The sequence below is a fragment of the Ectothiorhodospira shaposhnikovii genome, assembly GCF_047222355.1.
Classification (GTDB): Bacteria; Pseudomonadota; Gammaproteobacteria; order Ectothiorhodospirales; family Ectothiorhodospiraceae; genus Ectothiorhodospira.
In genome coordinates, this window is record NZ_CP178333.1 from 216,080 (window position 1) to 241,272 (window position 25,193).

Consider the following 25,193-nt stretch of genomic DNA (forward strand, 5'->3'; position numbering starts at 1 on the left):
CCGGTAGCCCCCGTATTCCATAGTCCCCACTGATCCTCCATCGTCACCGGTACGATCTCAAGCAATAAGGGGATGTGGCGGATGAGCAGAGGTATCCAACAGCGCAAGCGCGCTTTCTGGAAGGATCTGGTCCAGCAGTGGGCGGCCTCAGGCCAGAGCAAGGCGGCCTTCGCCCGTCAGCATGGGGTCACGCCCCGCCAGTTATCGCAATGGGCGGCGCGGTACCCGGAGTGGGTGCTGGGCGAGGCTGAGCCAGGGCGCGCGCCTTCGAAGCCGACAGCCGTGCCGCAGCGGTTTTTGGCGGTCCGCACGGTGGAGGACAAGCCCGATCCCGTGGCCCTGTCGCTGCAGCCCGGGGTTGGACCGGTGGTCGTGGCATTGGGCAATGGCCGACGGTTGGAACTGTATCCGGGGTTCTGCGCGCAGACCTTGAAACGGGCCATGCAGGTGCTGGAGGCATGATCGGCTGGCCCACGGGGATGGCCATCCATCTGGCAGTGGCGCCGGTGGATTTCCGCAAGGCCTTCGATGGCTTGTGTATCGAGATTGTTGAGGTGCTGGAGCGGGATCCACTCAGCGGCGAGCTGTTCGTCTTCCGCAACCGGGCCGGAGACAAGCTCAAGGCCCTGTACTGGGATGGTCAGGGCTTCGTGATGATCTACAAGCGCCTGGAGAAGGGGCGCTTCAAGTGGCCCCATCACGCCGAGGGTGATGCAGAGGAGGTTCGGCTCTCCCGCAGCCAGTTGCAGGCTTTGTTCGAGGGCATCGACTGGCGGCGCCTGGAAATGCCCCCACGATGCCTTGCCACCGCCACCGGTTAATAGATAATTATTATCTATAAGTCAGCCACTTAGCGCGCCATGAATGGTAAAATGCGGGCATGTCGAACACCGCTGCACAAGGCCTGCCGACGCCCCCTCCCAACCTGCGCGAGTCTCAACTTCGCGCCGCCGTGGCAGAGCGCGATGAGGTCATCGCGCAGCAGTCCCAGCAGCTCGTTCAGCTGCAGTCCACGGTCAATGAACTGAGCGAACAACTGCAGCGCCTCAAGGACCAGGTCCTTGAAGCACAGCGCAAACGCTTCGGGCAAAGCTCTGAACGCGGCCGTTACCTCCAGGAGGATCTATTCCATCCGCTGGAGGCACCCATCCCCGAGCAGGACGAAGAAGAGGCCGCCGCCCAGGCGCCCACGAAACGGCGCAAGACCCAACCGCCCCGGGGCCGCCGTGCCCTGCCACCGGAACTGCCCCGGGAGACGATGCGCTACGACTACGACGATGAAACCCGGGCCCAGCTGGAGGCACAGAACGGTGGCCCGCTGGAAGAGATCGGCGTCGATGTGACCGAGACCCTCGAGTACGCCCCCGGGCATCTGTACGTCAAGCGCCATGAAGTGCCCAAGTATGCAATCCGGGGTGATCAGGGGGAGCGCACCATCGTCTCCCCACCACGCCCCTCGCCGCCGATCCCCGGCGCTCAGGTGGGTGCCAGCCTGCTGGCCCATACCGTGATCAGCAAGTTCGCGGATCACCTGCCGCTCAACCGCATCAGTCAGCAGCTGGCCCGGGATGGTTATGACGTTCCCCGCCAGCGGCTGTGCGATTACGTGCTGCTGTCCGCCTCGGTCCTGGCCCCGCTGGCCGACCTCATCCGCCAGGATGCCCTGGCCAGTCCGGTGTTGCACAGTGACGACACCACGGTGCCGCAACTGGAGAAGGGTCGACGACAAACCCGAACCTGCCGCCTGTGGCTCTACCTGGGCCGCGGGCGGGAAGACGGCATCATCCCGGTGTTCTACGACTACACCACCAACCGATCCCAGGAAGGTCCACTGGCACACCTGCGTGACTACCAGGGATATCTGCAAGCCGATGCCTATGCGGGCTACCTCAATGCCGAACGGATCCAGGCGGCGCTGGTCTGGTGTGCCTGCTGGTCCCATGCCCGGCGCCCGTTCGAAAAGATCGCCCGCAAACACAAGCAGCGCGGCCGCGTGCATCTCATCATGAAGCTGATCACCGCGATCTACCAGGTGGAATCGCGCCTGCGAAGGCAAGGGATCAATGATCCCGAGCTGATCCGGCAGGAACGCCAGCGGCGCACGGTGCCGATCCTTAAGCGCCTGCGTCGGCTGCTGGACCGCATCCTGCCCAGCCTGCCTCCCCGGGGGGAGTTCGCCGGGGCGATCCGCTACACCCTCAACCACTGGCAGGCCCTGCTGCGCTTCACCGAGGATGGCCGCCTGGAGCCCGACAACAACCGCGGCGAACGTGCCCTGCGCGGCGTATGCGTGAGTCGCAAGAACTGGAACTTCACCGGCTCGGAGAATGGCGGTCACGCCCTGGCCATCCTGCTCACCCTCCTGGAGACCTGCAAGCAGAACGGGGTGAACCCCCGTCACTATCTGATCGATGTGCTTGAGCGCATCCAGGATCATCCCGCCAATCGCCTCCACGAACTGCTGCCCTATCACTGGGCACCGCTGGCCCAGAGTTGCGGGGAGCATGCCAGCCCCGACTGACGGCTGGCTATACGGGGGCTACCGGACGGATACCTCCAGCGCGCTGTTCTCCTGGTCGACCGCCCGCACGGCCAGTTCGTTGGCAGCGACGTTCGGCTCCTTCTTGCCGGTGAGCAACGTGCGTTGCAGCAGCAGGGCCTTCTCCAGCACGCTGGACAGCGCCGCCTCCGACGCCAGGCGCTTGCCCAGCACGTCCTGGTCGGGTTCGTCCCGCAGGGCCTCGATCACGCCGCGGGTGATCGGCAGAGAGCTGCTGCCGGCCGCGTCGAGGTTGGTCGGCGTCGTCGGCCGGGCGCCCGTCACCAGCTCCTGCAGCACCTGCAGCTTGGTCTCGTACTCTTCCTGGATCACTGGCGTGAGCCCGACGCCAGGCGTGGTCTGGGTCTTCGTGCAGTTTTCGCAGGTGCGTTGCTCGCGTTCGCCCAGCACGCGGTTCGCAAAGGCCGCGGCCGCGCCGGGCGACGACCATGTCTGGCAGGTCAGGCGGTTGCCGCAGGCGCTGCGCGCGATCGACGAGGTATCGGTGACGCTGCGCCCGTTGAGCAGGTTGTAGCCCGCGCGTGTCACGTCGCCGACCACCTTGATCGAACTCTGGCCAGAGCCACCCGCGTTGCCGCCGCCGACCCAGGGCACGCCGTTGTTCCCTTTGTTGGACTCGGCCTGCTCGATGGCGGAAACAGCGTCGGTGCTGCTGACCGCATCCCGCAGCGCCATCCCTTCGGCGAGCTGGTCCCAGCCGGCCTGGCCGCCGGCCATATCCGCCATGCGATTGGCGATGGCCCGGCAGGTCATCTTCGAGCGGTCGAAGTCCAGGCGCGCCTGGAGGATGCCGTTGGTCAGCAGGTTGTAGAGCCCCGGGTCGGCGCGCTGGATGATCAGCGCCGGCAGCGAGGCCACGGCGCTGGTGGCGTTCTGGATCACGTTGCTCATGATCGTCTGGAAGCCGTTGGTGATGCCGTTGAGCTGGTTCTGCAGCGTCGTGGTGATGCTCATGTCGCCGCAGATCAGGTTGCTGTTCCAGCCGACGCCGACGCCGATGCTCTGCATGTTGCCGGCACCACCCATCGACACGGCCCGGCCGCCGCCGATGCTGTAGAGCACGTCGTCGCCGATCACGCTGCCGCTGGCGTTCACGCCATTGGGGTCGATGCGGGTCTGCGCCCAGGCGACGCCGACGACCAGCGTGATGGCCGCCACGAGCAGCGTGGCCCGCAGGTGCGACTTCGCGCGGCGCAGGAAGTCTGGGAGGGAGGCGTTCATCGTGGGTTCCTCACATGAAATCGACGCTGCCGAGGAAGACCTGGCCACGGCGCCGGCAGCAGGAGTACGGCCGCCACAAGGCCCAGGCGTAGTCGCCCTGCTGGGCCTGCACGCGGGTGCGGCTGTGCGGGAAGACCACGCAACTGTTCGAGAGCGTGGGCGTCAGCTCCTGCCACTTGCCCGTCGAGGCGTCGGTCTCCATCAACGCGCCGGCCGGCCAGTAGCCGTCGCGGGCGCTGGCCAGCAGGGGCTGGTAAACGTGAATCTGGTTGCGGCGCGTCACGATGTCGCCCGCGCGCTGCGCGACCACGGCGCCGCTCTTGTGGTCGTCGGTCTGGTGCAGGAAGCCACCGCGGGGATACACGTTGCCCCAGAGGTTCAGGCCGGTGCGCGTACCGATTTCGCGCCGGCCGGGGATGAGCGCTTCGGGGTAGAACGCTTCCGGGATGTTGTAGCGCCAGGCGATCGTGTCGAGCGTGCTCAGCAGATACGGCATGAAGGCCGTGCCAGCGCCTCCGCAGGTGTAGCCGGAGGCGCTGGCGAACTGGCTGAACACCATCCCGGCCGGATGGCCGATGACATCGGCGTTCTTGAACTTGGCGAGGTTGTTCTCGTTGTCGTGATTGGTCGTGCCGTCACCGCCAGCCTTCGCGGTCGGGTTAGGCATGCTCATCGCCCTGACTTCCAGCCACGGGTTTTCGCCGGTGTTCGAGTAGCTCGACACCACCGCATCGGGGACGTAGTGGCGCACCTTGACGGAGGTGCGCACCGAGCAGCCGAAGGGCGTGCAGTACAGCCAGTAGCAGATTCCGACCACGCGGTATTCGAGGCAGTCGGGGGACAGCGCCGACGAGACGATGGTGGCGGTGTCCAGGGCGAACGTCGACGTGGCCGCGCTCAGCAGCAGCGAGGCGGCGGTGGCGCGCAGGCGCCGGCGTGCCAGCGGGAGGCTCATGGCTGCGTGCTCCGGTAGGCGTTGATGCGCGCGACGGCGCGGGACACGTCGGGCTCGCCGTAGACCACATAGCGTCGATCGACCACCACGGCGGGAATCTTGGCGATGCCCAGTCCCCAGGCATCCGCGATACCCTGATAAGCATGGCCGATGCGGCGCTGCAGCGCCTCGCCGCCGTCATGCAACCGCTGCCGCACCAGGGCCGCGGCCTGTTGGGGGTCGGCCGGCAGGTGCGCGGAGAGTTCGACCTCGATGCGCGCGGCCTGGTCCAACTCGATGATCCGCACGCCGGCCGGGGCCTGCACCGGATGACGGCTGTCGGTGACGACGAGCACGTTGGCGGCCCAGGCGGAGGGGCCGATCAGCACAGCGAAGAGTCCGGCCGCAAGCAGGCGCCACTGCGCTACAAATGGGTTGGATATGGGAGCTGGCATGTCGAGCCACCGTGAAAACGATCAGGGTGGGTAGTCGACTCCAGGGGGGCGATGGAAGCGACTGTCAAACCGGAATCGGCACTCTCCGGTTTGACGCGACAACAGCAGCGAGCGTTATGGGCTGCTCAGGATGCAAAAAACGGGGAAGCTGGAAGCTCCCGTCAAGATCAATACGCTGCCATCTGGAGGACCTTGTGTACGAGGCTGCACCAGAACCTATCCATCAGCCTCCTTCTTCCGCGAGTTCGTCACTTTCCGGCTGGCATGCACGGCCAGCACGTTCTGCACGAAGCGGATGCCTGTCGTGCGCGCAGCGAATGCCGCGACCAGATATTGACCCAGGAACCAAGCGGTCGAGATCAGAATGCGAGGCGTATCCAACCCACTGAAATACATCACCGTGGGAACTATGGGCACGAGCAGCAGCGACATCGCGGCAATGTCGCGGAACAGCAGATAGTTCTTGTGGCTGTCCACGACCGAGGGGTCTGAATCGACCTGCTTGTAGAGGCCATACCACTTCGCGTTCTGGTCGCGTTCACCCACAGGGAACTCGCCGACGTTCTTTTTCAGCTTCGTCAGGTCGATGCGGTGATCCGCCGGCGCGTGCACGGAAAAGGCACGCGAACCCGGCAACGGATGCTTGCAGCGCCAGAATACGAGGATGGCCTTGTGGTCGGCCGAAATCAGCGACGAGAAGATCAGCACCGGGATCGGCAACAGTGCGGTCAGGCTGGCGCGAACGGCCGCCAGTCGAGTCGGCGTCAGATCCTCGATCGCGGTGTGGAAGGCAAGGACCAGAAGGACGAGAAAGTCCAGGATGAGCGTCGCCACCAGCCATGCGAGGTTGCGGCCCTTGAGTGTCTTGCTGCCGTAGTTTTTGGTGTCCCTCATCCATAGCACTCCGTATAGATGGTGAAATCGCCACGATCATTGACGTTGAATTGAATCCAGCCATCGCGTCGCGTCGTGAGCACACGGCGCTGTTTTCCAGTCGTGGCGACAAGAACTCCGTTCGGCCAGTGATCTATGACGCGCTGGCGATAGGTCTGAGTCATCCCCTGCGTATCATGGACGATTGCTTTGTCGGACATCACGATCGCTCGCGGGTGACAGTAGTCGAATAGCGCCCGGCAGTAGCCGTTCTCTCGGCCGTGGTGGGATGCCACGAGCACGGTCGTGTCGATGAGCTCAGCTCGAAATGCCGGCTGTTCGAGCAGCGCCAGCCATCCGTCTTCCTCAAGGTCGCCGGGAAACAGAATCTTGAATGGCCCGTACTTGAAGAATGCCACCATGCTCAGGTTGTTCGTGTCGTAAAAGGGTGGCGTCGAGTTCCAAAACGTCCGCACCGAGATGCCTCCCATACTCTCATCGAAGGGGACGTCCACGGGGTAGACGTAGCCGGCATGAATGTCCAAGTATCGTTCGATGTCCTCGGTCAGTTCGCCGCTGGCCTCCTTGATGATCCTCATGACTTCGGGTGACACGCTGCGATTGCGGAAGAACGTGGATACCGTGATTCCTTCTTTCCACAGGTTGTTCAGATCGCTGATGTGGTCGAGGTCCGCATTCGTCACGAACAGGTAGTCCAGAACGTTGCGCTTCAGGTAGTGCTTGATGTAGGTGCTCGGCTTCCAGCCTGTGGTGCTGTTGTCACCCGAGTCGATCATCGCCAGGCGCCCTTCCACGCCGTAGGCAGAGCGATGTGTGAGCATGGCGCAGGCGCCATGTTCAACGTCCCATATCTTCAAGATCATCTCGCCTGGCATATCACTGCACCGCACCTTGCAAGATTTGCAGGTCTTGCTCTCCGACGATGAGCTGAACAGCCGGCAGGCCGTCATCGGCCATGCCGAGTGCCAAATGGACGAGCTGCACGAGGTCGTGCCGGCTCGGAGATGCGGAGTGGCCAGGCGGATGGCTATGCCATTCGCCGACGTAGCCGACCATGCCCGCGGTGCGCTTGGCGGCGTCCTTGACCGCTTCAGCAAGTCCGGCGACGCCACGCTCGAAGGAGTCGGGGCTGGCCTTGCTGTCGGAGGGCGCCGGCAAACCGGTGACGATGACAACAGCCCTGATGTTGAAATCGTAGTACCCGAGCAGCACGCCGCCGGTTTCGTTGGGAAAGCTTTGCTGGCGCAAAGTCCGCAACTGTTGTTCGACGCCGTCGTCGATATAGAGGTCAAGCTCACCCAGCGCGATACGCCGCTCGGGCACTGCTGGCACATCATGCACCTCGACGCCGCCACGCGCAGGATCGCGTTGCCAGATCCGAATCAGGGCATCCTCGCGCGCCACAGCGGCCTGGATCTGCTCCGCCAGCGTGCTTGCCTGGCCCAGGATGCGCGAGTAAGGCATCACGAGTGAGATGTCGCGGCAACTCGCCCCGCTCCAGAAGGTGCTCGCGTGGCCGTCGAGGTGGACTCTCCCCCAGTCCTGCTGGATCAGTGCGCGATAGTACTGCGCCTCCAGTGTGCGAAGCCGTTGCATCCGCTTCGCATCCTCGGCAAGCAGCACTGCAGCGTTGCCGTTCGGCGTGACGAAGACGGAGAAATGTCGCGGAAGGGTATCGACCACGCTGGCCGCTCGTGGGTATTCAAGTGTGGTCGAGGCGTCGATGGCCAGTGCGGCGCCGGCGAGCGCCTGTGCAACATCCGCCTGTGCAAAGTCGCAGCCATCAGCCACTACTGGGACAATCTCGGTCGCTCCTTCCATTGCGGCGGCATGTAATCCTGCGACCACCGTGGCCTTGGTCTCGCCAATGTGTTGCGCGTAGGCACCGTGCCGAGAGAGGTTGTGCGGCTTGATGTGATCCTTGTCGATAACCGTCCAACGTCCCCAGCCGCTGCGGCCCCATAGATTTAGCAGCGCGCTGCCGAGCGAGCCTGCGCCGACCAATACGCCCGCTGGCCCTTCTTCCGTGACCCCGGATTGACGCATCGCCGCCGTTCGGTCGTTTTGAGTCAGGACAGCCATGGGCAGGATGGGCTGCTCGCGCCATGCCGTTGCTGGTTGCTGGTTCAGCAGGTCCTTGTAGTACCGTTTTTCATGGACAAACAATGCACCGCAGGCGATGCCGAGTTCGAGGCCGCCAATCGGTACGAGGAATGCCCGATGCGCGACGCCACCGGGCTCGGCATCGACGCTTCGGCGAATGGGGATATGCAAGAGGATGATCGTGCCCTTGTCGTCAGCCGAGGCGGTCGTGCCTGCTTCATCGATGTCAGCCTGTAGCGCTTCCCGTAGAGGACCAATCAGGTCTACCTCGCGTCGTGCCAGTACATCCGCCAGTTGCCCCAGCGTCACAGGATCACGCTCGACGAGGCCGTGCACGATGGGGGGCAGCGCCAGTTCAATGTGCTTGGTCGTCTTGACACGTGGGGCGGTCTTCGCAATGGGTTCCAGAAAGCAAGTGAAACCGCCGTCAGGGCGTTCATGCCGGAGAACGATGGCGAAACGCAGAGCGGGATCTTTGCGGAGTTCGGTCAGATTCCACGGCAGAACGAGTTCGTACTTGCTGGCAAAGAAGAGATGCTCAACCGGCTGGTCCGCCGCGTGTAGCTCGCCTCGGGCGCTCTTCTCCAGCCACCACTGGATGCGACGAAGGAATGCTTCGGGCGTCCAGGTGCGCATTACCGCTCCGGCTGGCTCGAAATATAGGCATAGGCTCGCAGGGGTGCCGGGTACGCCTTGGTTCTGATGCATCAGGATTGGGAAGTCCTGACGCAGCGCCAACACCTCGATCAGCCTCTTGGGGTCATTGGGGACACACAGCGCCAAGCGCTCACGGTACCGGATGCCGACCGGATTCTTCGGCGGTACGTCGTCACACTCGACCTCCACGACGAGACATTCGAGCGTCGGATCGCCGTCAACGGGATGGCGGAGAATCTGGACAAGCGAATAGTCGCGCTGACGCTGGACCGCGCCAAACAGCGCTTTCGCACGGGGGATCGTTAGTTCGCTGGCGTCCTTGACCTCTACGACGTTAGCGAGCTCGTGGTACGCATCCGGCATCATCCAGCTCGTCAGCCTGCGCGCGGCGGAGTTGAGGTGATGATGGCCGGCGCGCCGATGGACGCTGAACGCTTCCAGGTAACGCCGCCGCTGGCAATCTCGAAAACGATCGGTTCTGGCTTGTTGGCGTTCGGCTCCTCCATCGTCACCAGAAACTTGCGTCCGCCGACTTCCTTCAAGTAGCGCTCGTAGGTGTTGCGGGCTTGGATGTGCGGTGGTTGCACTTGCTCGTAGGACTCCTTGATGTCTGGAATGGGCTTGCTGCAACTGACGATGTAGGCGTCGCGCTTCCCTTGGAGCAACAGTTCCTTGATCAGCGGCTTCGGCTCAGTCTCTTTGTCGCCTTTCTGGCCTTCCTCGTTGAGTGCCAGATAGCTGCAATGGTGCGGGATGTTGTACAGATCCCAGGCGAGGCGATCATCGTTCTTGTGGTACCTCGTCGTGCGGACGATGTCTTCCATTTCCTCCCAGGTGGCATCGCCCACTTCCAGGTAGTCGTAATACGCGCCATCTGCCAGGAAACGTACGTTGAACACCAGCGAGGCGCGGTTGCGGATGATGTCTCCTTCGTCACAATGCTTGATGAAAGGTGAGTGGCAGAAGAACTCAACCCCATCGCTGGCCAGCGAGAATCCGGGGACAATTGTGCCGGCGTCTATGAAGAGATGATCGCGCGCCGAAGCCGCTTCTCCCCGTTCTTTCAGTCGAGGTTCGAGCCAATCGGCGAGCGCCTTCGGCTTCGAGAACACAAGGATGTCCTTGCCTTCCAGTAGGCGGTGTCGCGCCTCTTGCCGGAGCAGTACAAACTCTTCCTGCTGATGGTCCTTGTCGGCCTCCTCCAGCAGCATGGCGGCTGGAACCCAAAGCTCCCGAATCTTGATCCGACCTTCGCCTTGGTACTTCTTGGCATGCTGAAGCTCGAAGAAGTCGGTGCTGCCTTGGATGTGATCCAGGTCCGCATGAGTGAAAGCCACCACGTCGAAGTAGTCGCGATCGACTGCCTTCAGTTCGTCCTTGAGACGGGACTTCAGGTCGATTTCCGGGGTGTCGGTATCTTCGGCTCTATCGCGGTGGCAAAAGTCGAAGAGAACGCGGCGGCCGCCAGACAGGACAATCTGGGTGGTGTCCCCGTTTCCGACCGGGTAAAAGACAACCTTATGCACGTCTGCCACGGAGTACTCCTTGTTCAGGATAAGTGGCAGCTTTGCTATTTAGCACTCTGCCACCGAGAGTGCTAACACTATATATACGAATCCACTGACGATCAACACACTATATGTAGATTGTCAAGCGAGGTGCGTCGCAAAAGGTGCGTCGTGCAGGCAATACCGCCTGAGTAGCTGGGTGACCCCAGTGGTCCGTCATTGGGACGCCACGGCCCCGCGTCCATGCCGGGTAGAAATTCCACAGGCGCCCCGGAAGGGACGCCTGCGGTGCGGGCTACAACAAGCCGGCTTCGGCGAACGAGTACGGGCTGCCCTTGCCGACGATGAAGTGATCCAGCACCCGGACATCGACGGTGGCCAGGGCGCTCTTCAGCCGCTCGGTGATCGCACGATCAGCGGCCGAGGGCTCGGTGTTCCCCGAGGGATGCTGATGCGCCAGGATCAGCGCCGAAGCGTTGAGCGCCAGCGCACGCTGGACCACCACCCTCGGATACACCGAAGTCTGGTCGACCGTGCCCTTGAACAGCGGCTCGTAGGCGAGCACCTGGTGCTGGTTGTCGAGAAACACGACGGCGAAGATTTCGTTCGGCTCCGCGACCAGTTTCAGGCGCAGGTAGTCGCGCACGGCGGCGGGACTGCCCAGCGCCGGACCGGCCTTGAACACGCGGTTCTCCAGCAGGGTGATGGCCTGCCGGATGATCCAGTCTTCGTGCTGGGCGGCGATCAGGGTGAGCGACTCCGGGCAGGAGTCGGCGATGACAAGAGACATGGCGAACCTCCAATGGATGAGATCGGAGGGCGCCTGCCCCTGGAGGGCAAACCCTCCTGGGGACGATGGGGATGGAACAGGTGACGAGCGGGCATCCACCACCGCGGATGCGGCGGCTGTTCGCGTCAAGGGATGCGATGCGAACGGGTTTCGATCAACGCGGACGAGCCGCGCCGCAGCCTTGAAGATCGATGGCTACCTGGGCATGTGAGTTACTCCGGCCTGAAGGCCGGAGCTTCCTCGCCACGATTCAGACGGAGCCTTCGGCTCCGAGGCAACGCTTGTCTCGCTGACCCCGGCATGAATGCCGGGGCTTGCGCTCGACCCGTGGTCACCGGCGACGCCGGCGGGCATGTCTGGGGAATGGGCGGGTTCGGCTGCGGTCGTGCTGCCGGCGGCGAGCAGGTCGATGGCCGACAGCAAGGCATCGCCTTCGACGGGACCGTGCAGCAGGAGGGTCTTGCCGGACTCGCGGTCGCGCAGTTGCAGGGCCGGCGTGGCCGCGATGCCCTGCTGTGCCGCTTCCGCCGCCTGGGCACGGATGACGGCATCGGGGCGATCGCTGTCGAGACAACCCTGCATGGCTGGCGTGAGGTCGGGATAGTGCAGGCCTTCCGGCAGGCCCTGGCCGTCGCCACGGGTGTTCGCGTAGAGCCATGCCACGGCCTGCCAGAACGAGGCATGTCCGCCCGTCTCGCCCGCGCACTCGGCCAGGCGTGCCCCGGCGGTCGCGGCCGGCTCGTGCATGGACAGCGGCAGGTGGTGCCACTGCCAGTTCACCTCGGGATGGGCGTCGATCCAGTGCTTGAGCGCGGGGAAGTAGGCCCGGCAGTACGGACACTCCAGGTCGGCGTACCCGACCACCGTGAAGCGCGCGTCGGCACGGCCATACTATAGTGGACCCCGATATCTAGACAGCAGTTTAAGCTCTGAGTGGGGGGCTGAATCGGGATACTAACAAGATGACTGAAAAACGGAAGAGAAACACGTACAACGCTGAATTCAAGGCGAAAGTTGGTCTTGAGGCGATTCAGGGGGTCAAGACCGTCAACGAGATCGGTCAAGCCTACGGGGTCCATCCCGCCCAAGTGACCCAGTGGAAGAAGGCGATCCTCGAGCAGGCTGGCACGCTCTTCGAAGGCAAGCGGGGCCCCAAGCCAGTGTCGGAAAAGGATGCCCCGGACCGTCTCTACGGTGAGATTGGGCGCCTGAAGATGGAACTCGATTGGCTCAAAAAAAAGTCCGGGATCAACCTGCCGTGAACCGTCAAGACTGGATTGACGCGGGTGGCGAGATCTCCATCGTTCGCCAGTGTGCGCTGGCCGGGGTTTCCCGGGCGACCGTGTATGCGCGCTGGCGTTTGTCACCGGATGAGGCCGGCGACCTGCTGCTGTGTGGACTCATCGACGAGATCTACACACGACGGCCGTTCTACGGGAGTCGGCGCATGGTGGTCGAGCTGCGGACCCAGGGCCATAAGGTCAACCGTAAGTGTGTCCAGCGCCTGATGCGTCGGATGGGGTTGGCGGCGATCGCGCCGGGTCCGCATACCAGTCGTCCGCACCCGCAGCACAAGGTTTATCCGTATCGGCTGCGTGGCGTTGTGGTCAACCGGCCCAACCAGGTTTGGAGTACCGACATCACCTACATCCGTCTGGCTCAGGGCTTCGCCTACTTGGTCGCGATCCTGGACTGGTACAGCCGCAAGGTCTTGAGTTGGCGGCTCAGCAACACCATGGATACGACCTTCTGCGTTGACTGCCTCGAAGAGGCCCTGCAGCTGTACGGGCCACCGGAGATCTTCAACAGTGACCAGGGCTCGCAGTTCACGGCTGACTCGTTCACTGGCGTGCTCAAGCGAGAGGGAGTCACTATCAGCATGGATGGCCGCGGAAGGGCCTTTGACAACATCTTCGTCGAGCGACTCTGGCGGACGGTGAAATATGAAGACGTCTACCTCAAGGGCTACGCCAATCTCAAGGAAGTCACGCTGGGACTGATGGACTACTTCGCGTTCTACAACGGCGAACGCCCCCACGCGGCTCTGGCGAACGAGACACCGGATACGGTCTATCGGAACCGGCAGGGCGGAGGCGCACTGATCGTGGATAAGTACGGCCCGTCGGCTGTGACGCCACCCAGTGAAACCGCAGTACCAGGGCAGCGCTGTTCCGCTGCGAGCGAACCCCAAGCTATTGCTTAAACTCGTACTCTTTCTGTCTTGACGATGGGGTCCACTTTACCTCGCAGGCATGGCGACGATGCGGCTGTGCGCTATGGCCGCCGAGATTATTCCAGAGCGCGATCTTGTTGCGCTAGCTGCCGGTAAGTTGCTTGCAGGCCGGGACAGGGACGGGGTCTCCCCAGAGGAAGCACAGCAAAACCGCATTCGCATGTACTGGGGCTACCTCGACCCTGATTTGAATCTATTAAAGGAGTACCACCAGCTTGGCGCTCAGGTGAACGATCTGGACGAAGTGAATTTCGACAAGTTGCGTGCGGATTCGCACGCGGTCGCCTCGTCGGGCTTGTTGATGTTTGTCATCGACTACGCAGAGGGGCGCTGTCACCTTCACCATGGCCGCAATGAATTAGCACAGCAGTGCTTACATCGGGTTGTTGCGAGAACTGACGGCCGACAACTTGGCAAAATCGCTGCGGACGCTGCGAGCATCCTAATCGCGCTGCGACTCGCTGGGCCTGGCCCGTTCATGTTCGAGGCACTAAATCCCCTGCTGCGCGTGCGAATTGACAACATGCCGCAGTCGATGGAGATGTGCATCGACTCTATTCCGACACCCTTCTCGGACTGGTCCCCCCGCCCCAAACCAAGCTTCTATGACTCGCACGTGATGGGGTGCGTGGCCTTCTTCAACGAAATTACTCACGCACCAAGTGTGTCTGCGATCTGTAATCCTCTGCAGCGCTTTGATGCAAGCTTGCAGAACCTGATCACCCAATCCCGCCAGGCTGGCGCTAGGCTGTCGGAGGTGGGACGGAAGCGACCGGCCATTGTTGGCACATCCGTCAAGCCGTATCAGCTGCTCAGGGACCACCTTTATTACCGCGATGCGCTCTTCGGGTGGAGTCCATCAGACCTGCCTGGTATGGATGCCTATGCGATGCTGCGGGCGCCCGATCAGCTTCGTCTCCTCCGCTTCGTGGATCCGGAGCAATTCCAACTTGACCTGCAAGCGCATGGTTTAGGCCCATGGCGGCATTCTGATGATCCGCCGTAACGTCGCGAGCTCTTCGAAACGATGTCTACGCCGCTACATGTAAGCAATACTGCCTTTCGGGGCGCAAGTTCGATTCAGGCCTCACGTGCCGGTCAAATCGCGTGGCTAGACGAAGTGACCGGCGTTGAAGCGACGGGCTGGAAGCCACATGCCGATGCCGTCACACGCCGTCAGCGGTCATAAACGTGCTCGGGATCACGACGAGCCTATTGGCCTCGCCAACTGCTGCAGCCCCCCTCGAGATCGTCAGTTGGCTAGAGAGAGCAAGTGACCGATAACGCCCTGCAAAGCAGACGCTGGCCGGTGACGCTCGAATGGAAGCAACGGGTCATTTTGAGATCGTAAGCCCACCTCGCAGATCAGCGAAGGAAAAGGCGGACCATGCCGCGATGGGCACGATCCGCTGGGGGTCAGGCTTTCAGCTTGCGCAGGCCTTCCGCGAGCAGCCAGAGCGCCCGGTTGAGCCGGACGTTCTGATCGATGCCCTGGACGGGGCGCGTGCGCTGCTGGCGCCCGTTGGCGCTGCGACCAGTCAGGCCGCCTTTGACGAGATTCTCCTGGACCCGGTTGAACGTGGACCACAGGTCCGCGTGGTTGTCGTCGAAACGACGGGGACGCAGGATCTGGCTTTCCGTGATCGGCAGGGTCTTGCCGGGTTCGTCGTACTTGAGGACCAGGGCCGATCTGGCGAAGACCTCGGCCTCGCCGTCGTCGAGTGTGATGGCACGCATGGCGTCGCGCGAGTCCTGCACCTGCTCGAACCCATACAGCACCTCGTAAGCGCCCTCGATCACATGGTCGGTGACGTTGCCCTTGTGGGGCACGCGCACGTCGGCGAACGTGTCGCCGCACACCAGGCCGTTCTGGCAGACGAAGCGGAACATGCCCGCCAGCATCTGGTAGCTGCTGGTGCCATCGTGCGAGTTGAGCAGGATGATCTCGTTCACCTCGGCGCCGTTGATCTGGCTCGCATGGCGAAGGCGCAGCATGTGCTTGGTGTAGTCGCGGCGGTCCTCCTGGCGCACACGGGTCTGGCACACCATGAACGGCTGGAAGCCTTCCTTGCGCAATTCGGTCAGCACAGCCGCCGTGGGGATGTAGCTGTACCGCGCGGAGCGGCTCTCGTGCGGGGTGTCCGCGAAGATGGAGGGCGCGACGGCGCGAATCTGGTCATCGCACAGCGGGTGGTTCGACCGCAGCACCGGGGAGCGATAAGCGAAACGGGATGCGAGTTGCATGACGATCTCCTTGGATAAGAGACCGGAGCCCCGCCCCACCGGGGAGGAACCCCGGCGGGTGGTGGAACGCCGCTGACGCGGCGCTGGGAATCAGGCCCTGGCGAGATGCCAGTCCTGGGACAGCGGAGCGAACTCGTAGCCCAGCGCACCGAGACGGTCGCGCTGCTGACGCAGGACGCGGCGATCGACGGTGGCGTCGAGCTTGACGATCTCGCCCAGCGGCCAGAGCGCACCGAACAGCGCCACGTCGTCCGCCTCGGCCGAGGCCTCGGGGGATGCGGCGGCCGGCTCGCTGCCGAACGGCGTGGTATCGACCAGCGGATCGCGCGGACTGCGCGGCTTCGCCTTCGGCTTGGCCGGGGGCGTTGCCGGCACGGGCGCCTGCGCTTCCTCGTCGATCGGATCGACTTCCTGCGGACTCAGCCGGCGGGCTTCGTCGCGGCTCAGAGCGTCGATGTTGGACAGTGTCATCCCGCCCAGATGGGCGCGGATCTCGATGACCATGCGGCCGTTGGCGTTGTACGTGGAGGGGCGAATCTCGACGATGACGAAATCACCGTCGTACTTGCCCTCGCGGTACTGATCGAGTTCGGCGTTCTTCACGACGAACTCGCCGATCGAGGTCGCCAGGCGGCCGACGTTGAAGTCGCCGTTCCTGCCGTGGATGGTCTTGATGGCCAGTTGGCCGGGGATGGTGATCATGAAGGTCTCCTGCTGACGAAGAGAAGACAAGGCCCCGGGGATGGGGCCTTGCGGATCAGAACGACTCGGCAGCGGCCAATGCGGGGGCATCGGCAGCGTCGTCGGCAGCATCGGCGACGGGCTTGGAAGGCTCCGGTGCCGAGGCTTGCTGCGCGGCGGGCACGTCGGACGTCACAGGGACTTCCGGGTCGCGCCCGTCGGTCTCGGTCGGCCTGGGTTCGGCCTTGTAGACGAGCTTGCCGTCGACCTTGATCCAACTTACGAACAGCAGGCGGGCCTTGAGGCTCACACCCTGCTCGCCGGCACGCTTCCCCTTGGAATAGGTGAAGGTGTCGGTCCACAGGTCGCCCAGGCGGAAGCCGATCATCACTTTCTTCTCCGCCTCGACGGCATCGATGCAGCGACGAACCAGGTGCTGCGCTTCCGAACCCGATACGCGCGTGTCGAAACGCACGTATGAGACGTCGTCGCTGGGACCGTTCAGAGCCGCGATGTCGCAGGCCAGGAACGCATCGCCTTTCCTGGGCTTCACTTCGCGGATGCGATTGAGGTACCCGAGGCCGGTGATGTGCAGATCGAAATAGGACTTTTCGGTGGAAGTGGTCATGGTGAATCTCCTGAAGGACAAGGTTGCGGAGACACACCCGACCCAGGCGGGGAAGGTGTGGAACCCCCGCGTGGGTTGATGGAACAACTTGGTGGCATCACCATCGGAAGCCGATGGACGTTCGCGCATGGATGCCGGTGCGAACTGGGGTGATCAACGCGGCCGGAACCGCGTCGCAGCCTTGAAGATCGTGGCTGCCTGGGCATGTCGCTGACGGACGTCAGCGGAACATGGCCGGAAGCGTGGCGCCGGGATGGCGCGCAGGCGAGCGGCAATCGGCACTCGCGGCGGTCCGCATTGCCGGGAAGAAAGAGGCCCCCGGAGCGGGGGCCAGGGATGGGCGGTCAGTTACCGCTGGGCGTGGGAGGAACCGCCTGCAGCGACAGGTGTGTCGCGGTGGCGGACACGTCGAGGTCGTCCTCGCTGCGCAGGATGCGCGCAAACACGCCCTCCTGCGGATCGAAGAACTCGCCGAAGTCGTCGCCACCGAACTCGGCACGCGCCAGTTCCCACCAGTCGTCGAAGGCATCGACATCCGGGTTGCAACCGGCGGCATAGGCGATGGTCTTCTGGCGACCATCGGGTTGGCGCTCGCCGCGCTCGGCCAGGCAGTACACGCCCTGATCCTTGACCAGGATGACGCGGCATTGATTCGCCACCGCTTCGGCGAGCACGGGCCGCAGCTCCGTGCCTTTGAATCGAACAGTCATGGGTGTGATCTCCAGAGGGCAGGAAAAGAGGCTTCCCGCCGCGAGGGCGGGAAGCTGCTGGGAGGTCAGTGCCGAACAGCCTTGCGGCCCGACAGGCACTGCACGCGGATGCGTCTCCAGCTCCCGTCGTCGATCAGCCGTTCCAGCGTCTCGCCGAGAGCGTCGAAGAACACTTCATCGACCCGTTCGACCAGTTCGCCGTCTCGATGCAGTTCCACTGCGTACAGGTCGAGCCCGCGCTCGTAAAGGACGGTGACGCGCCCTTGGAACTTCGCCGTGGCCACGGTGAAACTGATGGCGGGCGGCGTCGCTATGATGTCCCTGGGCAGCGGATCGACCCAGGTGATGTCCCGTGCACCGGCATCCACCAGCATGTGGGTGATGCGCCGGAAGCCGTCGGGCGCGGGCAACTGTTCCATCTGCTGGATCAGTTCCTGCAACTCGGGGCAGCGGGGCTCGGGGATCGGCAGCTTCGCCGGTGCGGAACCGAGCACGAACCGCTTCACCGTGTACGGCTTGCCGTCGGCGGTGAATGCGGTCTCTTCCTCCGGCGTGTCGGCACGCAGACCATCGAAGCGGCGCCGGGCGTAGGGTTCGACCTGTACCTTGGCGCCCTCGTCAGGCACCTCGGTCACCAGCGTCCGATCGAGCACCGCGAACTCGGCGCGCCCCGTCTTGACGACGATGGCCTCGTCGGTGGTGGCAATGACCTTGCCCTCGAAGGGCTTGGGATCGATGTGGAAGCCCAGCGTCGAAACCTTGGGCTGGCCGTCGAAGATGTTGAACTTGAACGAACGGACGTTGGAAGGCACATGACCGACAACGAGCGTCGGCATCTGTGCGCGGATGGCTTGGGTATCCATGGGAGACTCCTTGTGGCAACCAAGGGACTCCCGCCCGCAAGGGAGGTCTGTCCCTTGAGGGTGAGGTGGATGGACGCGGTATGCATCCGGCGAAAGAAACGACCAGCACGGCGAACCGCGCCGCAGTCTCGATGGTCTCGACTGCCTGGGCATGCTGCCGGCAACGCCAGCGAACATGCGGCCAGCGTGCGGCACGTGGCGGCGGCCGTCCGCCGGGAATCGGCAATGTGCCGGCACCGCGTTCCGCGAAAAAGAAGAGCCCCGACGTGGGGGCTCGAATGGGTTGCGGGTTACTCGTCGTCGTAGAGCGTCAGCCCGTCCAGCACGGGCGCGTCGGCATCGAACACCAACATGCGAACATCGGCGAGCGCAGCCAGGTGCAGCACTTCCACGAGGGACTCCGGCATGCCCTTGGCCCGGTGCTCCTGCCGCAACTCTTCGGCGGTGATGCCCTCGACATGCTGCAGGTTCGCATCCGTCCAGGGCGTGGCGATCAGCTTCACGCCGATCGCCGGGCAGTACGGGATGCGGAAGGCGACGAACAGAAAGCCGCTCGGCGTGGCGATATCCGCCAGTTCGGCGAGGAAGCGGCCTGCCTCGGCGGTGAGATGGGCGCTGCTGATCTCCCAACACCGGCTGTAGAAGCCGGTCTCGAAGTTCAGCCGCCGCACCACTTCCCGCGCGTCGTCCTCCGAGTAGGTGTCGCCGACGTGCACGGGTTGGTCGAAGTCGTCGCCGCTGACGGCATAGACCACCGTGCGCACCAGGCCCTCGGTCTGGCACTGGGCGTCCAGGTCTTCGGGAATGTCCTGGCCTTCGGTGATCAGGGCGAAGTCGTTGTTGAAGACGCAGGGAAAGCGCGCAACCTGGTCATCGGGCAGATGCGCCTGGCTGGGATGCAGCGGGCGCCAGACCGGCGGACAGTCGTCCTCGTAGGTGATGCACAAGGCGCGCTCGATGCGCAGGTTCTGGTAGCCGCGGAGGAAAGGGTTGGAATCAGGGGACATGGGGTTTCTCCATCAGAAGAAGTGGAGCCCACTCCCCGGCTGGGGAGCAAGCCCCAGCGGGTGGTTGAAGAGACGTCTAGAACAAAGAGGGACACGGCCTCGCATGGAGGCGCATGTCCCTCGTGGGTGGAAAATAAGGAACAGATGGCGAACAAGCGGACCGGGATCACCAGCCGCTGTAGTTCAGCACCAGATCGGCGATGACCTGGCGGCGCTCAAGATCGAGGCCTCCCAGATCGGAAAGCCCCTCGAATCCGCAGCGCTTGAGCATCGCGCCACCCTCACGGGCGTTGTAGAAACTCACCATTGCTGACAGGAACATGCGCTGGCCGCCGCTGAGAACGTTCAGGGCGTCGTTGAGCAACAGCACCTTGGGGCGCAGATCCCACTTACTGGTGGCGCGCTGCAGGCCTTCGGGCGTGCCGTCGCCGAACCATTCGGGGCCGGCGATTTCCGCACCGCGCTTCCACGCTTCGAAGAAGGCCTGCGGTGCTTCGGCGAAATGCCGTTCTTCCACGGCGATCTGATCAAGTACGTCTTGGGGCAAAGACTGGTTCATGACATGGCTCCTGGTGAGTGGAAGTCAGGGGTGGATGCGTTGCTGCCAGCTCCCCGTTGACAGGGCGAGGTCGGCGGCGCGCTGCGAGCGGAAGTACTCGACGGACTCTCGGGACACCGGACCGTCTTCGTCGGCGGTGCCGATGTAATGGCCGGCGGCGCTATGGCGTACCTGCAGGGGCAGGCGCTTGCCGGTGTAGGCCAGTGCCAGATAGCCAATGGCTTCGGCACGGGCCTGGGCAGCGCTCAGCGGCGCCGATGCGAATGCAAGGGACATGGGGCTCTCCTGATTGAAGGACCGGGAGCCCACACCCGGACGGGAGCAGATATCTCCCGAAGGGTTGAAGGAAGAAGCATCGGCGTCGCGAAGACGCTCGTCCGCGGTGGGCGATGCGAGGCGGACTGGTTCGATCCACGCGGCAGACCGCGTTGCAGCCTTGAAGACCGAAGCTGCCAGGGCATGGTGCTGACGACCGCCAGCAACGCATGACTGCAGGATGGACGCGACGCATCACGGCGTCTTCGAGGAATGTGCATCGCACAAGGGCCGCTTTGAGGCGGCGCGACATAGATCAGGATCAAACAAAGACACACAGACAAATCGGGCCGAAGGCCCTTGAGCCTTCAGCCGGAGAAGAGAGAAACCACCCGTGGGCTGTGGCAGTCCCGGCCGTCGTCAAAGCCGCTCGCTGCACCAGCAATCGCACCCGACCCGTGTCGTGGCTGGGGTCGATATCCTTCGGCACACATCCGCGCACAAAGGGAGCCCGTTGTTCCGCCGGCGGGCACCGGCACCGAATACCATCGACCCGAGGGGTCTCCTGACGGCTCGCCACGAAGCGATCGGCCAGGCGTCAGGAGACCCCTCGTCATCGACGTGAGCATCTCGATCAATGGCGTCGCGGCAGACGCGATTCGTGGATGAACGGCCTTCTCGTCTCGCGAGCCCGTCGTTGGGCGGCCAGACGTGCACACCGTTGCAGAAGGAGGCGTGTGCTGGGGAGTCCCGCGGGGTGCGGGAGGTTGGCCTCGCCGGTGGAAACGGCCGGCGTGGCGCGGGGATTCGTCGGCGTCAGGACGCCTTGCGGGAAGCTCGCTGCTTGCGCGGCGCTCCACGCTTGCCTGTCGAGCTATCGACCGACAGCGTTCCCTTGCAGTCCGGATAGCGACTGCATGACCAGAAAGCACCGTTCTTGCCGGTGCGCTGGCGCATCGGTGCGCCGCATTGTGGGCAGGAGGGCGACGGCGGCAGCTTGATGGCGAGTGTCGCACCGCTGTACTGCTGCACGAGCTGGCCCACCCAGGAGGATTGCCTGGCGATGAAAGTGTCCAGCGTCATCTGGCCGGCCTCGATCATGTCCAGCGCCTGCTCCCAGACCGCCGTCGTACCCGGATCGGCGATGGCCGCCGGCACGGTGTCGATCAAGGTGAAGGCGGCATCCGAAGCACGGATGGCGCGGCCCTTCTTCAGCAGATAGCCGCGACCGAGCAGGCCACTGATGATGTTGGCACGCGTGGCTTCGGTGCCGATACCCGTCGTGTCCTTGAGCTTCTGCTTCAGGCGCGGGTCGGTAACGAGTTTCGCGACGCCCTTCATGGCCTTGACCAGTTCGCCCTGCGTGTAGGGCTTGGGCGGCAGCGTCTTCAGCGCCTTCAGGTCGACCGAGCCGACCTGGCAGGACAAGCCGGTTCGCAGCGCCGGCAGTACTTGGCTGCGCTGGGCGTCGTCGCCATCCGCGTCGCTTTCCTCCGGCGCCGCCAGCACGTGGCGCCAGCCGGCCACGGCGATCTGCTTGCCGATGGCCAGCAGCGACTGCCCGTCGCAGGCGAGCTGCGCCACTGTTCGGTCGAACTCGTGGTGGGGCAGGAACTGCGCCAGGTAATGCGCGCGGATCAGTCGGTAGACGGCCTGTTCCCTGTCGTTCATGGCCGAAAGGTTGGCCGGTTCCAGCGTCGGGATGATGCCGTGGTGCGCCGTGACCTTGCCGTCGTTCCAGGCGGGCCGGGTCCAGGCGGTCGATCAATGGGCGCAGGCCGGGGTCGGTCCTGATCAGGCTATCGAGAACGGTCGGCACCTCGGCCAGCATGCTCTCGGGCAGATAGCCCGAGTCGGAGCGCGGATAGGTCGTCGCCTTGTGTGTCTCGTATAGCGCTTGGGCGATGTCCAGCGTCTCCTGCACATCCAGGCCCAACTGCCTGGAACACACCTCCTGCAGCGTGCCCAGGTCGAACGGCAGCGGTGGACCTTCGCGCACGCGCTCGGTCTCGACTGACACCACCTGGGCGCTACCGGCGGCGCGCATGCGTTCAACAGCCTGCTGGGCGACCGGTTGCTGAAGACAGCGGCCGGCATTGTCGGTACAGCCTTGCGGCGGCGTCCAACTCGCCGTGAAGGACTGCCCCGCATGGGACAGCGTGACCTCGATCGCCCAGAACGGTACGGAGACGAAGCTCGCAATTTCGCGGTCACGATCCACTACCAGCTTCAGCGTCGGCGTCTGCACGCGGCCCACCGACAGCACGCCGGTGTAGCCGGCCTGGCGTCCCAGCAGGGTGAACAGCCGGCTCAGGTTCATGCCGATCAGCCAATCGGCACGCGAACGGGCCAGGGCCGAGTAATATAGTGGCATGGTCTCGGCCGACGGCTTCAGCGCGCCCAGTGCCTTGCGGATCGACGCATCGTTGAGCGCCGACAGCCACAGGCGCTGGATCGGCCCGCGGTAGCCGCACAGATCGATGATCTCGCGGGCGATCATTTCGCCTTCGCGGTCGGCGTCGGTGGCGATTACAAGATCGGTGGCCTGGCCGACGAGCTGCTGGACGATCCTGAACTGCGCGGCGGTCGCCGCCTTGGGCTCGACCCGCCAGCGCTCGGGGATGATGGGCAGTTGCTCGAGGATCCAGCGCTTGTAGCGCTCGTCGTAGCCCTCGGGCGGAACCGCTTCGACCAGATGACCGATGCACCAGGTCACGACGACACCCGAGCCGCTGTAGCAGCCGGAACCGCGCTGGCCGGCGCCCAGCACGCGGGCGATGTCCTTGCCTTGCGAAGGCTTCTCGCACAGGAACACGCGCATGTTGAAGCCTCCTCGGGAATGTGCGGTTTAGCAGATGGACAACAGCATGGCTGGGCCAGGCGAGACCGGCAGCAAGGAAGCAGGACGGCATGGACACCGAATTGTGATCGGCTGAGGAATGGTTACCGCAGTGATAGATGCGGGTCGCGGCAACATGATGGACGGGAGATTCGTGTCGGGAGGGCGGCCTGGAACTCGGTGGACCGCAGTGGAACCATCCCCTGGGGACAATCCACTGGTGCAAGGCGGGCGTCTGACGGTTGCTACAGCCGCCCGCGATGCTGGGCCACTGGCCTCAGGCAGACTTGGCGCTGAGCATCACCGCCTCGATGCGGTATGGCAGGATGCCGATGCGCCGCGCCTCGATCTTGAAGGTGACGCGCTCGTTGTCGTCGGCATCTTCCCACTCGTCCTTCACCGTGCGACCTTCGACCAGCACGCGCATGCCCTTCTGGTACAGCGATTGCCAGCGCTCGGCATCGCGATGCCACAGTTCCACGGGCGCCCAGAAGCCGCCACGGTCCTCGTACTCGCCATCCTTCTTCGGGATGGGATTGTCGAAATAGACGTTCAGGCGCAACAGCCTGCGCGGCTCGTCGTTGCCGTTGGGGAATTCGCGGTACTCCGGCGCAGAACCGATATTGCCCTCGCCAACGAAATGCGTGCTCATGGTGACTCCTTGGAGGTAGTGGAAATGGACGCGGCATGTCCTTGGACACGTCGCAGATAGGTAGCCTCGGCCTGGGCCATCCTGCTGGCGCATTCCAGCGCAAGGCGGGCGGTGCTGTGGGTCAGGCTGATCTGCATGTTCAGCGCGATGCGCTGCAGTTCCATCGCATACAGGTCGTCGATCAGCGACGGCGGTGTCGTGGAGCGATCGAGCAGCGACTCCCACAAGGCCTTGCCCATGGACGAGCGGTCGCGGCTGCGCCAGCGCAGAAAGGTCGTCCCTGCGCCAGTCGTCTGCTGGGCCAGTTGCACATCGAGAAGATTGAAGGGATAGGCCCGCGCCTGCGGTAGCACCTGCCGTTGCGCCAGGACGATCAACTCGTCGCGCAGCGCCATGCACTGGCTGGCCCAGGCCTCCAGACTCCCCTTACCTTTAAATGGCTGTAAAAGGCCTTTTAGGTAGCCTGCGTGTTCCAGCCGCTGGAAGTCCGCCTGTCCCAGCGGAATGAAGCGCGCTGGACGGCCGGAAGAAGAAGGTGCCGTCATGCGATAGCGCCCTCATCGTCTCGTCCCACGGCGCCGCCTGCGTCATAGGCCAAGCTTGATTCAGAGACATCCGCACCCGATGCTTCGGGCCGAGTTCCCCGACGCGCGATGGGTGGCGCGAAGCGCGAACGGCGCGTGCCTTCGAGCACGTCCTGCGGCAACTCGCCGAACTTCTCCAGCGCCGTCCGCGCCATGGCGTTCTTCGCCGCAAAGTCATCGCGCGTCGTTCCGGAATAGCGGTATTGCTGCGCCAGGGAGAACAGGCTGCGCAGCGCATGCGCGCCGTCGTTGAGCCAGCGCTCCAGCGTGCTGCGGTCGATCAGCGCCGTGTGATGCGCCAAGATCAGCTTGCGCGCCAGCTCGTCGTAGTCGGCCAGCAGGTAGACGGCGGCGAAACCAAGCTGGGCATTGACGAAGAGCGGCAGTTTCACCGGCTGCACGTTCAGGTTCTCCCCCAGGCTGAGCGCAGGAGGGATATCCGCGAGCACCTGCTCGACCTGCTCGCGCAGCGCCTGCAGGCTGGCCTTGGTATCGGCCAGCTTGTCCTCGATGCGCAGCATCCACCAGTCCGAGTAGGGGTCGTCCTGCTCGGCGCCGCGCTTCATCTTGTTCATCACGCTGATGAAGCCGTTGAGACCGACAATGCCGGGGCGCCCCTCGGTCGGCGCGCGGCCGTGCCAGATGCGCGAAGCGTGGTGGGTGTGCAGCGTCAGCGACATCGCGCTGCGCAGCGATCCTAGATTCAGTTGCAGGGGTTCGTTGGCCATGGAGGCGACTCGCGGTGAATGAACGAGTCGTCAGCATCGGCTCCAGCCGGAAGGCCGTCAGTCATCAAACCGCATCCAACGTCCGCCC

At 63.9% G+C, this 25,193-nt stretch carries 22 protein-coding genes and 4 pseudogenes; 5 read left to right on the forward strand and 21 right to left on the reverse strand.

The window, feature by feature from the left end:
- Positions 1–81 precede the first annotated feature (81 nt).
- From tnpA to tnpC, 3 genes are read left to right on the forward strand one after another with little or no spacing between them, the layout of a single operon-like run.
- Positions 82–462, forward strand: a complete 381-nt coding sequence (gene tnpA / locus ACLF6L_RS00930) for an IS66 family insertion sequence element accessory protein TnpA (protein WP_412851408.1) — start codon at positions 82–84, stop codon at positions 460–462.
- Positions 459–821, forward strand: a complete 363-nt coding sequence (gene tnpB / locus ACLF6L_RS00935) for an IS66 family insertion sequence element accessory protein TnpB (RefSeq protein WP_090209625.1) — start codon at positions 459–461, stop codon at positions 819–821. Before tnpA ends, tnpB begins: the two co-directional genes overlap by 4 nt.
- Positions 822–880: 59 nt before the next feature.
- Positions 881–2,521: an IS66 family transposase gene (gene tnpC, locus ACLF6L_RS00940; protein ID WP_412851407.1), complete on the forward strand. Its 1,641-nt coding sequence runs from the start codon at positions 881–883 to the stop codon at positions 2,519–2,521.
- Positions 2,522–2,545: 24 nt separating this feature from the next.
- Here tnpC and ACLF6L_RS00945 read toward each other — a convergent pair.
- The 9 genes and pseudogenes from ACLF6L_RS00945 to ACLF6L_RS00985 all read right to left on the reverse strand — a co-directional run.
- Positions 2,546–3,781: pseudogene (locus tag ACLF6L_RS00945) on the reverse strand (integrating conjugative element protein); the annotation flags it as partial.
- A gap of 10 nt (positions 3,782–3,791) precedes the next feature.
- Entirely contained in the window at positions 3,792–4,736 is a 945-nt protein-coding gene (locus ACLF6L_RS00950; RefSeq protein WP_412852151.1) for a TIGR03756 family integrating conjugative element protein, read from the reverse strand.
- Positions 4,733–5,170, reverse strand: coding sequence for a TIGR03757 family integrating conjugative element protein (locus tag ACLF6L_RS00955; RefSeq protein ID WP_412852152.1), 438 nt, complete (start codon positions 5,168–5,170; stop codon positions 4,733–4,735). The genes ACLF6L_RS00950 and ACLF6L_RS00955 overlap by 4 nt, the downstream gene beginning before the upstream one ends.
- A gap of 216 nt (positions 5,171–5,386) precedes the next feature.
- Positions 5,387–6,064, reverse strand: a complete 678-nt coding sequence (locus ACLF6L_RS00960) for a hypothetical protein (RefSeq protein ID WP_412852153.1) — start codon at positions 6,062–6,064, stop codon at positions 5,387–5,389.
- Complete coding sequence (locus tag ACLF6L_RS00965) at positions 6,061–6,939, reverse strand: ComEC/Rec2 family competence protein (protein ID WP_019486743.1); 879 nt, start codon at positions 6,937–6,939, stop codon at positions 6,061–6,063. The genes ACLF6L_RS00960 and ACLF6L_RS00965 overlap by 4 nt, the downstream gene beginning before the upstream one ends.
- A gap of 1 nt (position 6,940) precedes the next feature.
- Positions 6,941–9,190 carry a Mov34/MPN/PAD-1 family protein gene (locus ACLF6L_RS00970; RefSeq protein WP_412852154.1) on the reverse strand — a complete coding sequence of 750 codons (2,250 nt, stop codon included), beginning with the start codon at positions 9,188–9,190 and terminating at the stop codon, positions 6,941–6,943.
- An 8-nt stretch (positions 9,191–9,198) separates the two neighbouring features.
- Positions 9,199–10,359, reverse strand: coding sequence for a hypothetical protein (locus ACLF6L_RS00975; RefSeq protein WP_019486741.1), 1,161 nt, complete (start codon positions 10,357–10,359; stop codon positions 9,199–9,201).
- A 268-nt stretch (positions 10,360–10,627) separates the two neighbouring features.
- On the reverse strand, positions 10,628–11,122 hold the full coding sequence (gene radC / locus ACLF6L_RS00980; protein ID WP_034005105.1) for a RadC family protein: 495 nt from the start codon (positions 11,120–11,122) through the stop codon (positions 10,628–10,630).
- 330 nt (positions 11,123–11,452) lie between these two features.
- Positions 11,453–12,013 (reverse strand): annotated as a pseudogene (locus tag ACLF6L_RS00985) (DsbA family protein); the annotation flags it as partial.
- A gap of 71 nt (positions 12,014–12,084) precedes the next feature.
- On the opposite strand from ACLF6L_RS00985, the pseudogene ACLF6L_RS00990 reads away from it, so the two are divergent.
- Positions 12,085–13,325: pseudogene (locus ACLF6L_RS00990) on the forward strand (IS3 family transposase).
- Between the two features lie 73 nt (positions 13,326–13,398).
- Positions 13,399–14,361 (forward strand): hypothetical protein, encoded by a 963-nt coding sequence (locus tag ACLF6L_RS00995; RefSeq protein ID WP_412852155.1) that lies wholly within the window; start codon positions 13,399–13,401, stop codon positions 14,359–14,361.
- Between the two features lie 410 nt (positions 14,362–14,771).
- Here ACLF6L_RS00995 and ACLF6L_RS01000 read toward each other — a convergent pair whose 3' ends face one another.
- The 12 genes and pseudogenes from ACLF6L_RS01000 to ACLF6L_RS01055 all read right to left on the reverse strand — a co-directional run bounded on the left by ACLF6L_RS01000 (position 14,772) and on the right by ACLF6L_RS01055 (position 25,105).
- Positions 14,772–15,599, reverse strand: a complete 828-nt coding sequence (locus ACLF6L_RS01000) for a DUF932 domain-containing protein (protein WP_412852156.1) — start codon at positions 15,597–15,599, stop codon at positions 14,772–14,774.
- Positions 15,600–15,689: 90 nt separating this feature from the next.
- Positions 15,690–16,301, reverse strand: coding sequence for a DUF3275 family protein (locus ACLF6L_RS01005; protein ID WP_412852157.1), 612 nt, complete (start codon positions 16,299–16,301; stop codon positions 15,690–15,692).
- A gap of 55 nt (positions 16,302–16,356) precedes the next feature.
- Positions 16,357–16,908: an STY4534 family ICE replication protein gene (locus tag ACLF6L_RS01010; protein ID WP_412852158.1), complete on the reverse strand. Its 552-nt coding sequence runs from the start codon at positions 16,906–16,908 to the stop codon at positions 16,357–16,359.
- A gap of 344 nt (positions 16,909–17,252) precedes the next feature.
- Positions 17,253–17,618, reverse strand: a complete 366-nt coding sequence (locus ACLF6L_RS01015) for a DUF3085 domain-containing protein (RefSeq protein ID WP_412852159.1) — start codon at positions 17,616–17,618, stop codon at positions 17,253–17,255.
- 65 nt (positions 17,619–17,683) lie between these two features.
- Positions 17,684–18,481 (reverse strand): GTPase, encoded by a 798-nt coding sequence (locus tag ACLF6L_RS01020; RefSeq protein WP_412852160.1) that lies wholly within the window; start codon positions 18,479–18,481, stop codon positions 17,684–17,686.
- Between the two features lie 290 nt (positions 18,482–18,771).
- Positions 18,772–19,488, reverse strand: coding sequence for an ABC transporter substrate-binding protein (locus ACLF6L_RS01025; protein WP_412852161.1), 717 nt, complete (start codon positions 19,486–19,488; stop codon positions 18,772–18,774).
- 166 nt (positions 19,489–19,654) lie between these two features.
- A complete protein-coding gene (locus ACLF6L_RS01030; protein ID WP_412852162.1) occupies positions 19,655–20,047 on the reverse strand; it encodes a hypothetical protein in 393 nt (130 codons plus the stop codon).
- Positions 20,048–20,071: 24 nt separating this feature from the next.
- The gene (locus ACLF6L_RS01035; protein ID WP_412852163.1) at positions 20,072–20,323 is read right to left on the reverse strand and encodes a hypothetical protein; all 252 of its coding nucleotides are present in this window, start codon (positions 20,321–20,323) and stop codon (positions 20,072–20,074) included.
- 856 nt (positions 20,324–21,179) lie between these two features.
- Positions 21,180–23,123 (reverse strand): annotated as a pseudogene (locus ACLF6L_RS01040) (DNA topoisomerase III); the annotation flags it as partial.
- A 295-nt stretch (positions 23,124–23,418) separates the two neighbouring features.
- Entirely contained in the window at positions 23,419–23,793 is a 375-nt protein-coding gene (locus ACLF6L_RS01045; protein ID WP_412852164.1) for a single-stranded DNA-binding protein, read from the reverse strand.
- Positions 23,790–24,338, reverse strand: a complete 549-nt coding sequence (locus ACLF6L_RS01050; protein ID WP_412852165.1) for a DUF3158 family protein — start codon at positions 24,336–24,338, stop codon at positions 23,790–23,792. Before ACLF6L_RS01050 ends, ACLF6L_RS01045 begins: the two co-directional genes overlap by 4 nt.
- Positions 24,335–25,105, reverse strand: coding sequence for a PFL_4669 family integrating conjugative element protein (locus ACLF6L_RS01055; RefSeq protein ID WP_412852166.1), 771 nt, complete (start codon positions 25,103–25,105; stop codon positions 24,335–24,337). The genes ACLF6L_RS01050 and ACLF6L_RS01055 overlap by 4 nt, the downstream gene beginning before the upstream one ends.
- Between the last annotated feature and the right edge of the window lie 88 nt (positions 25,106–25,193).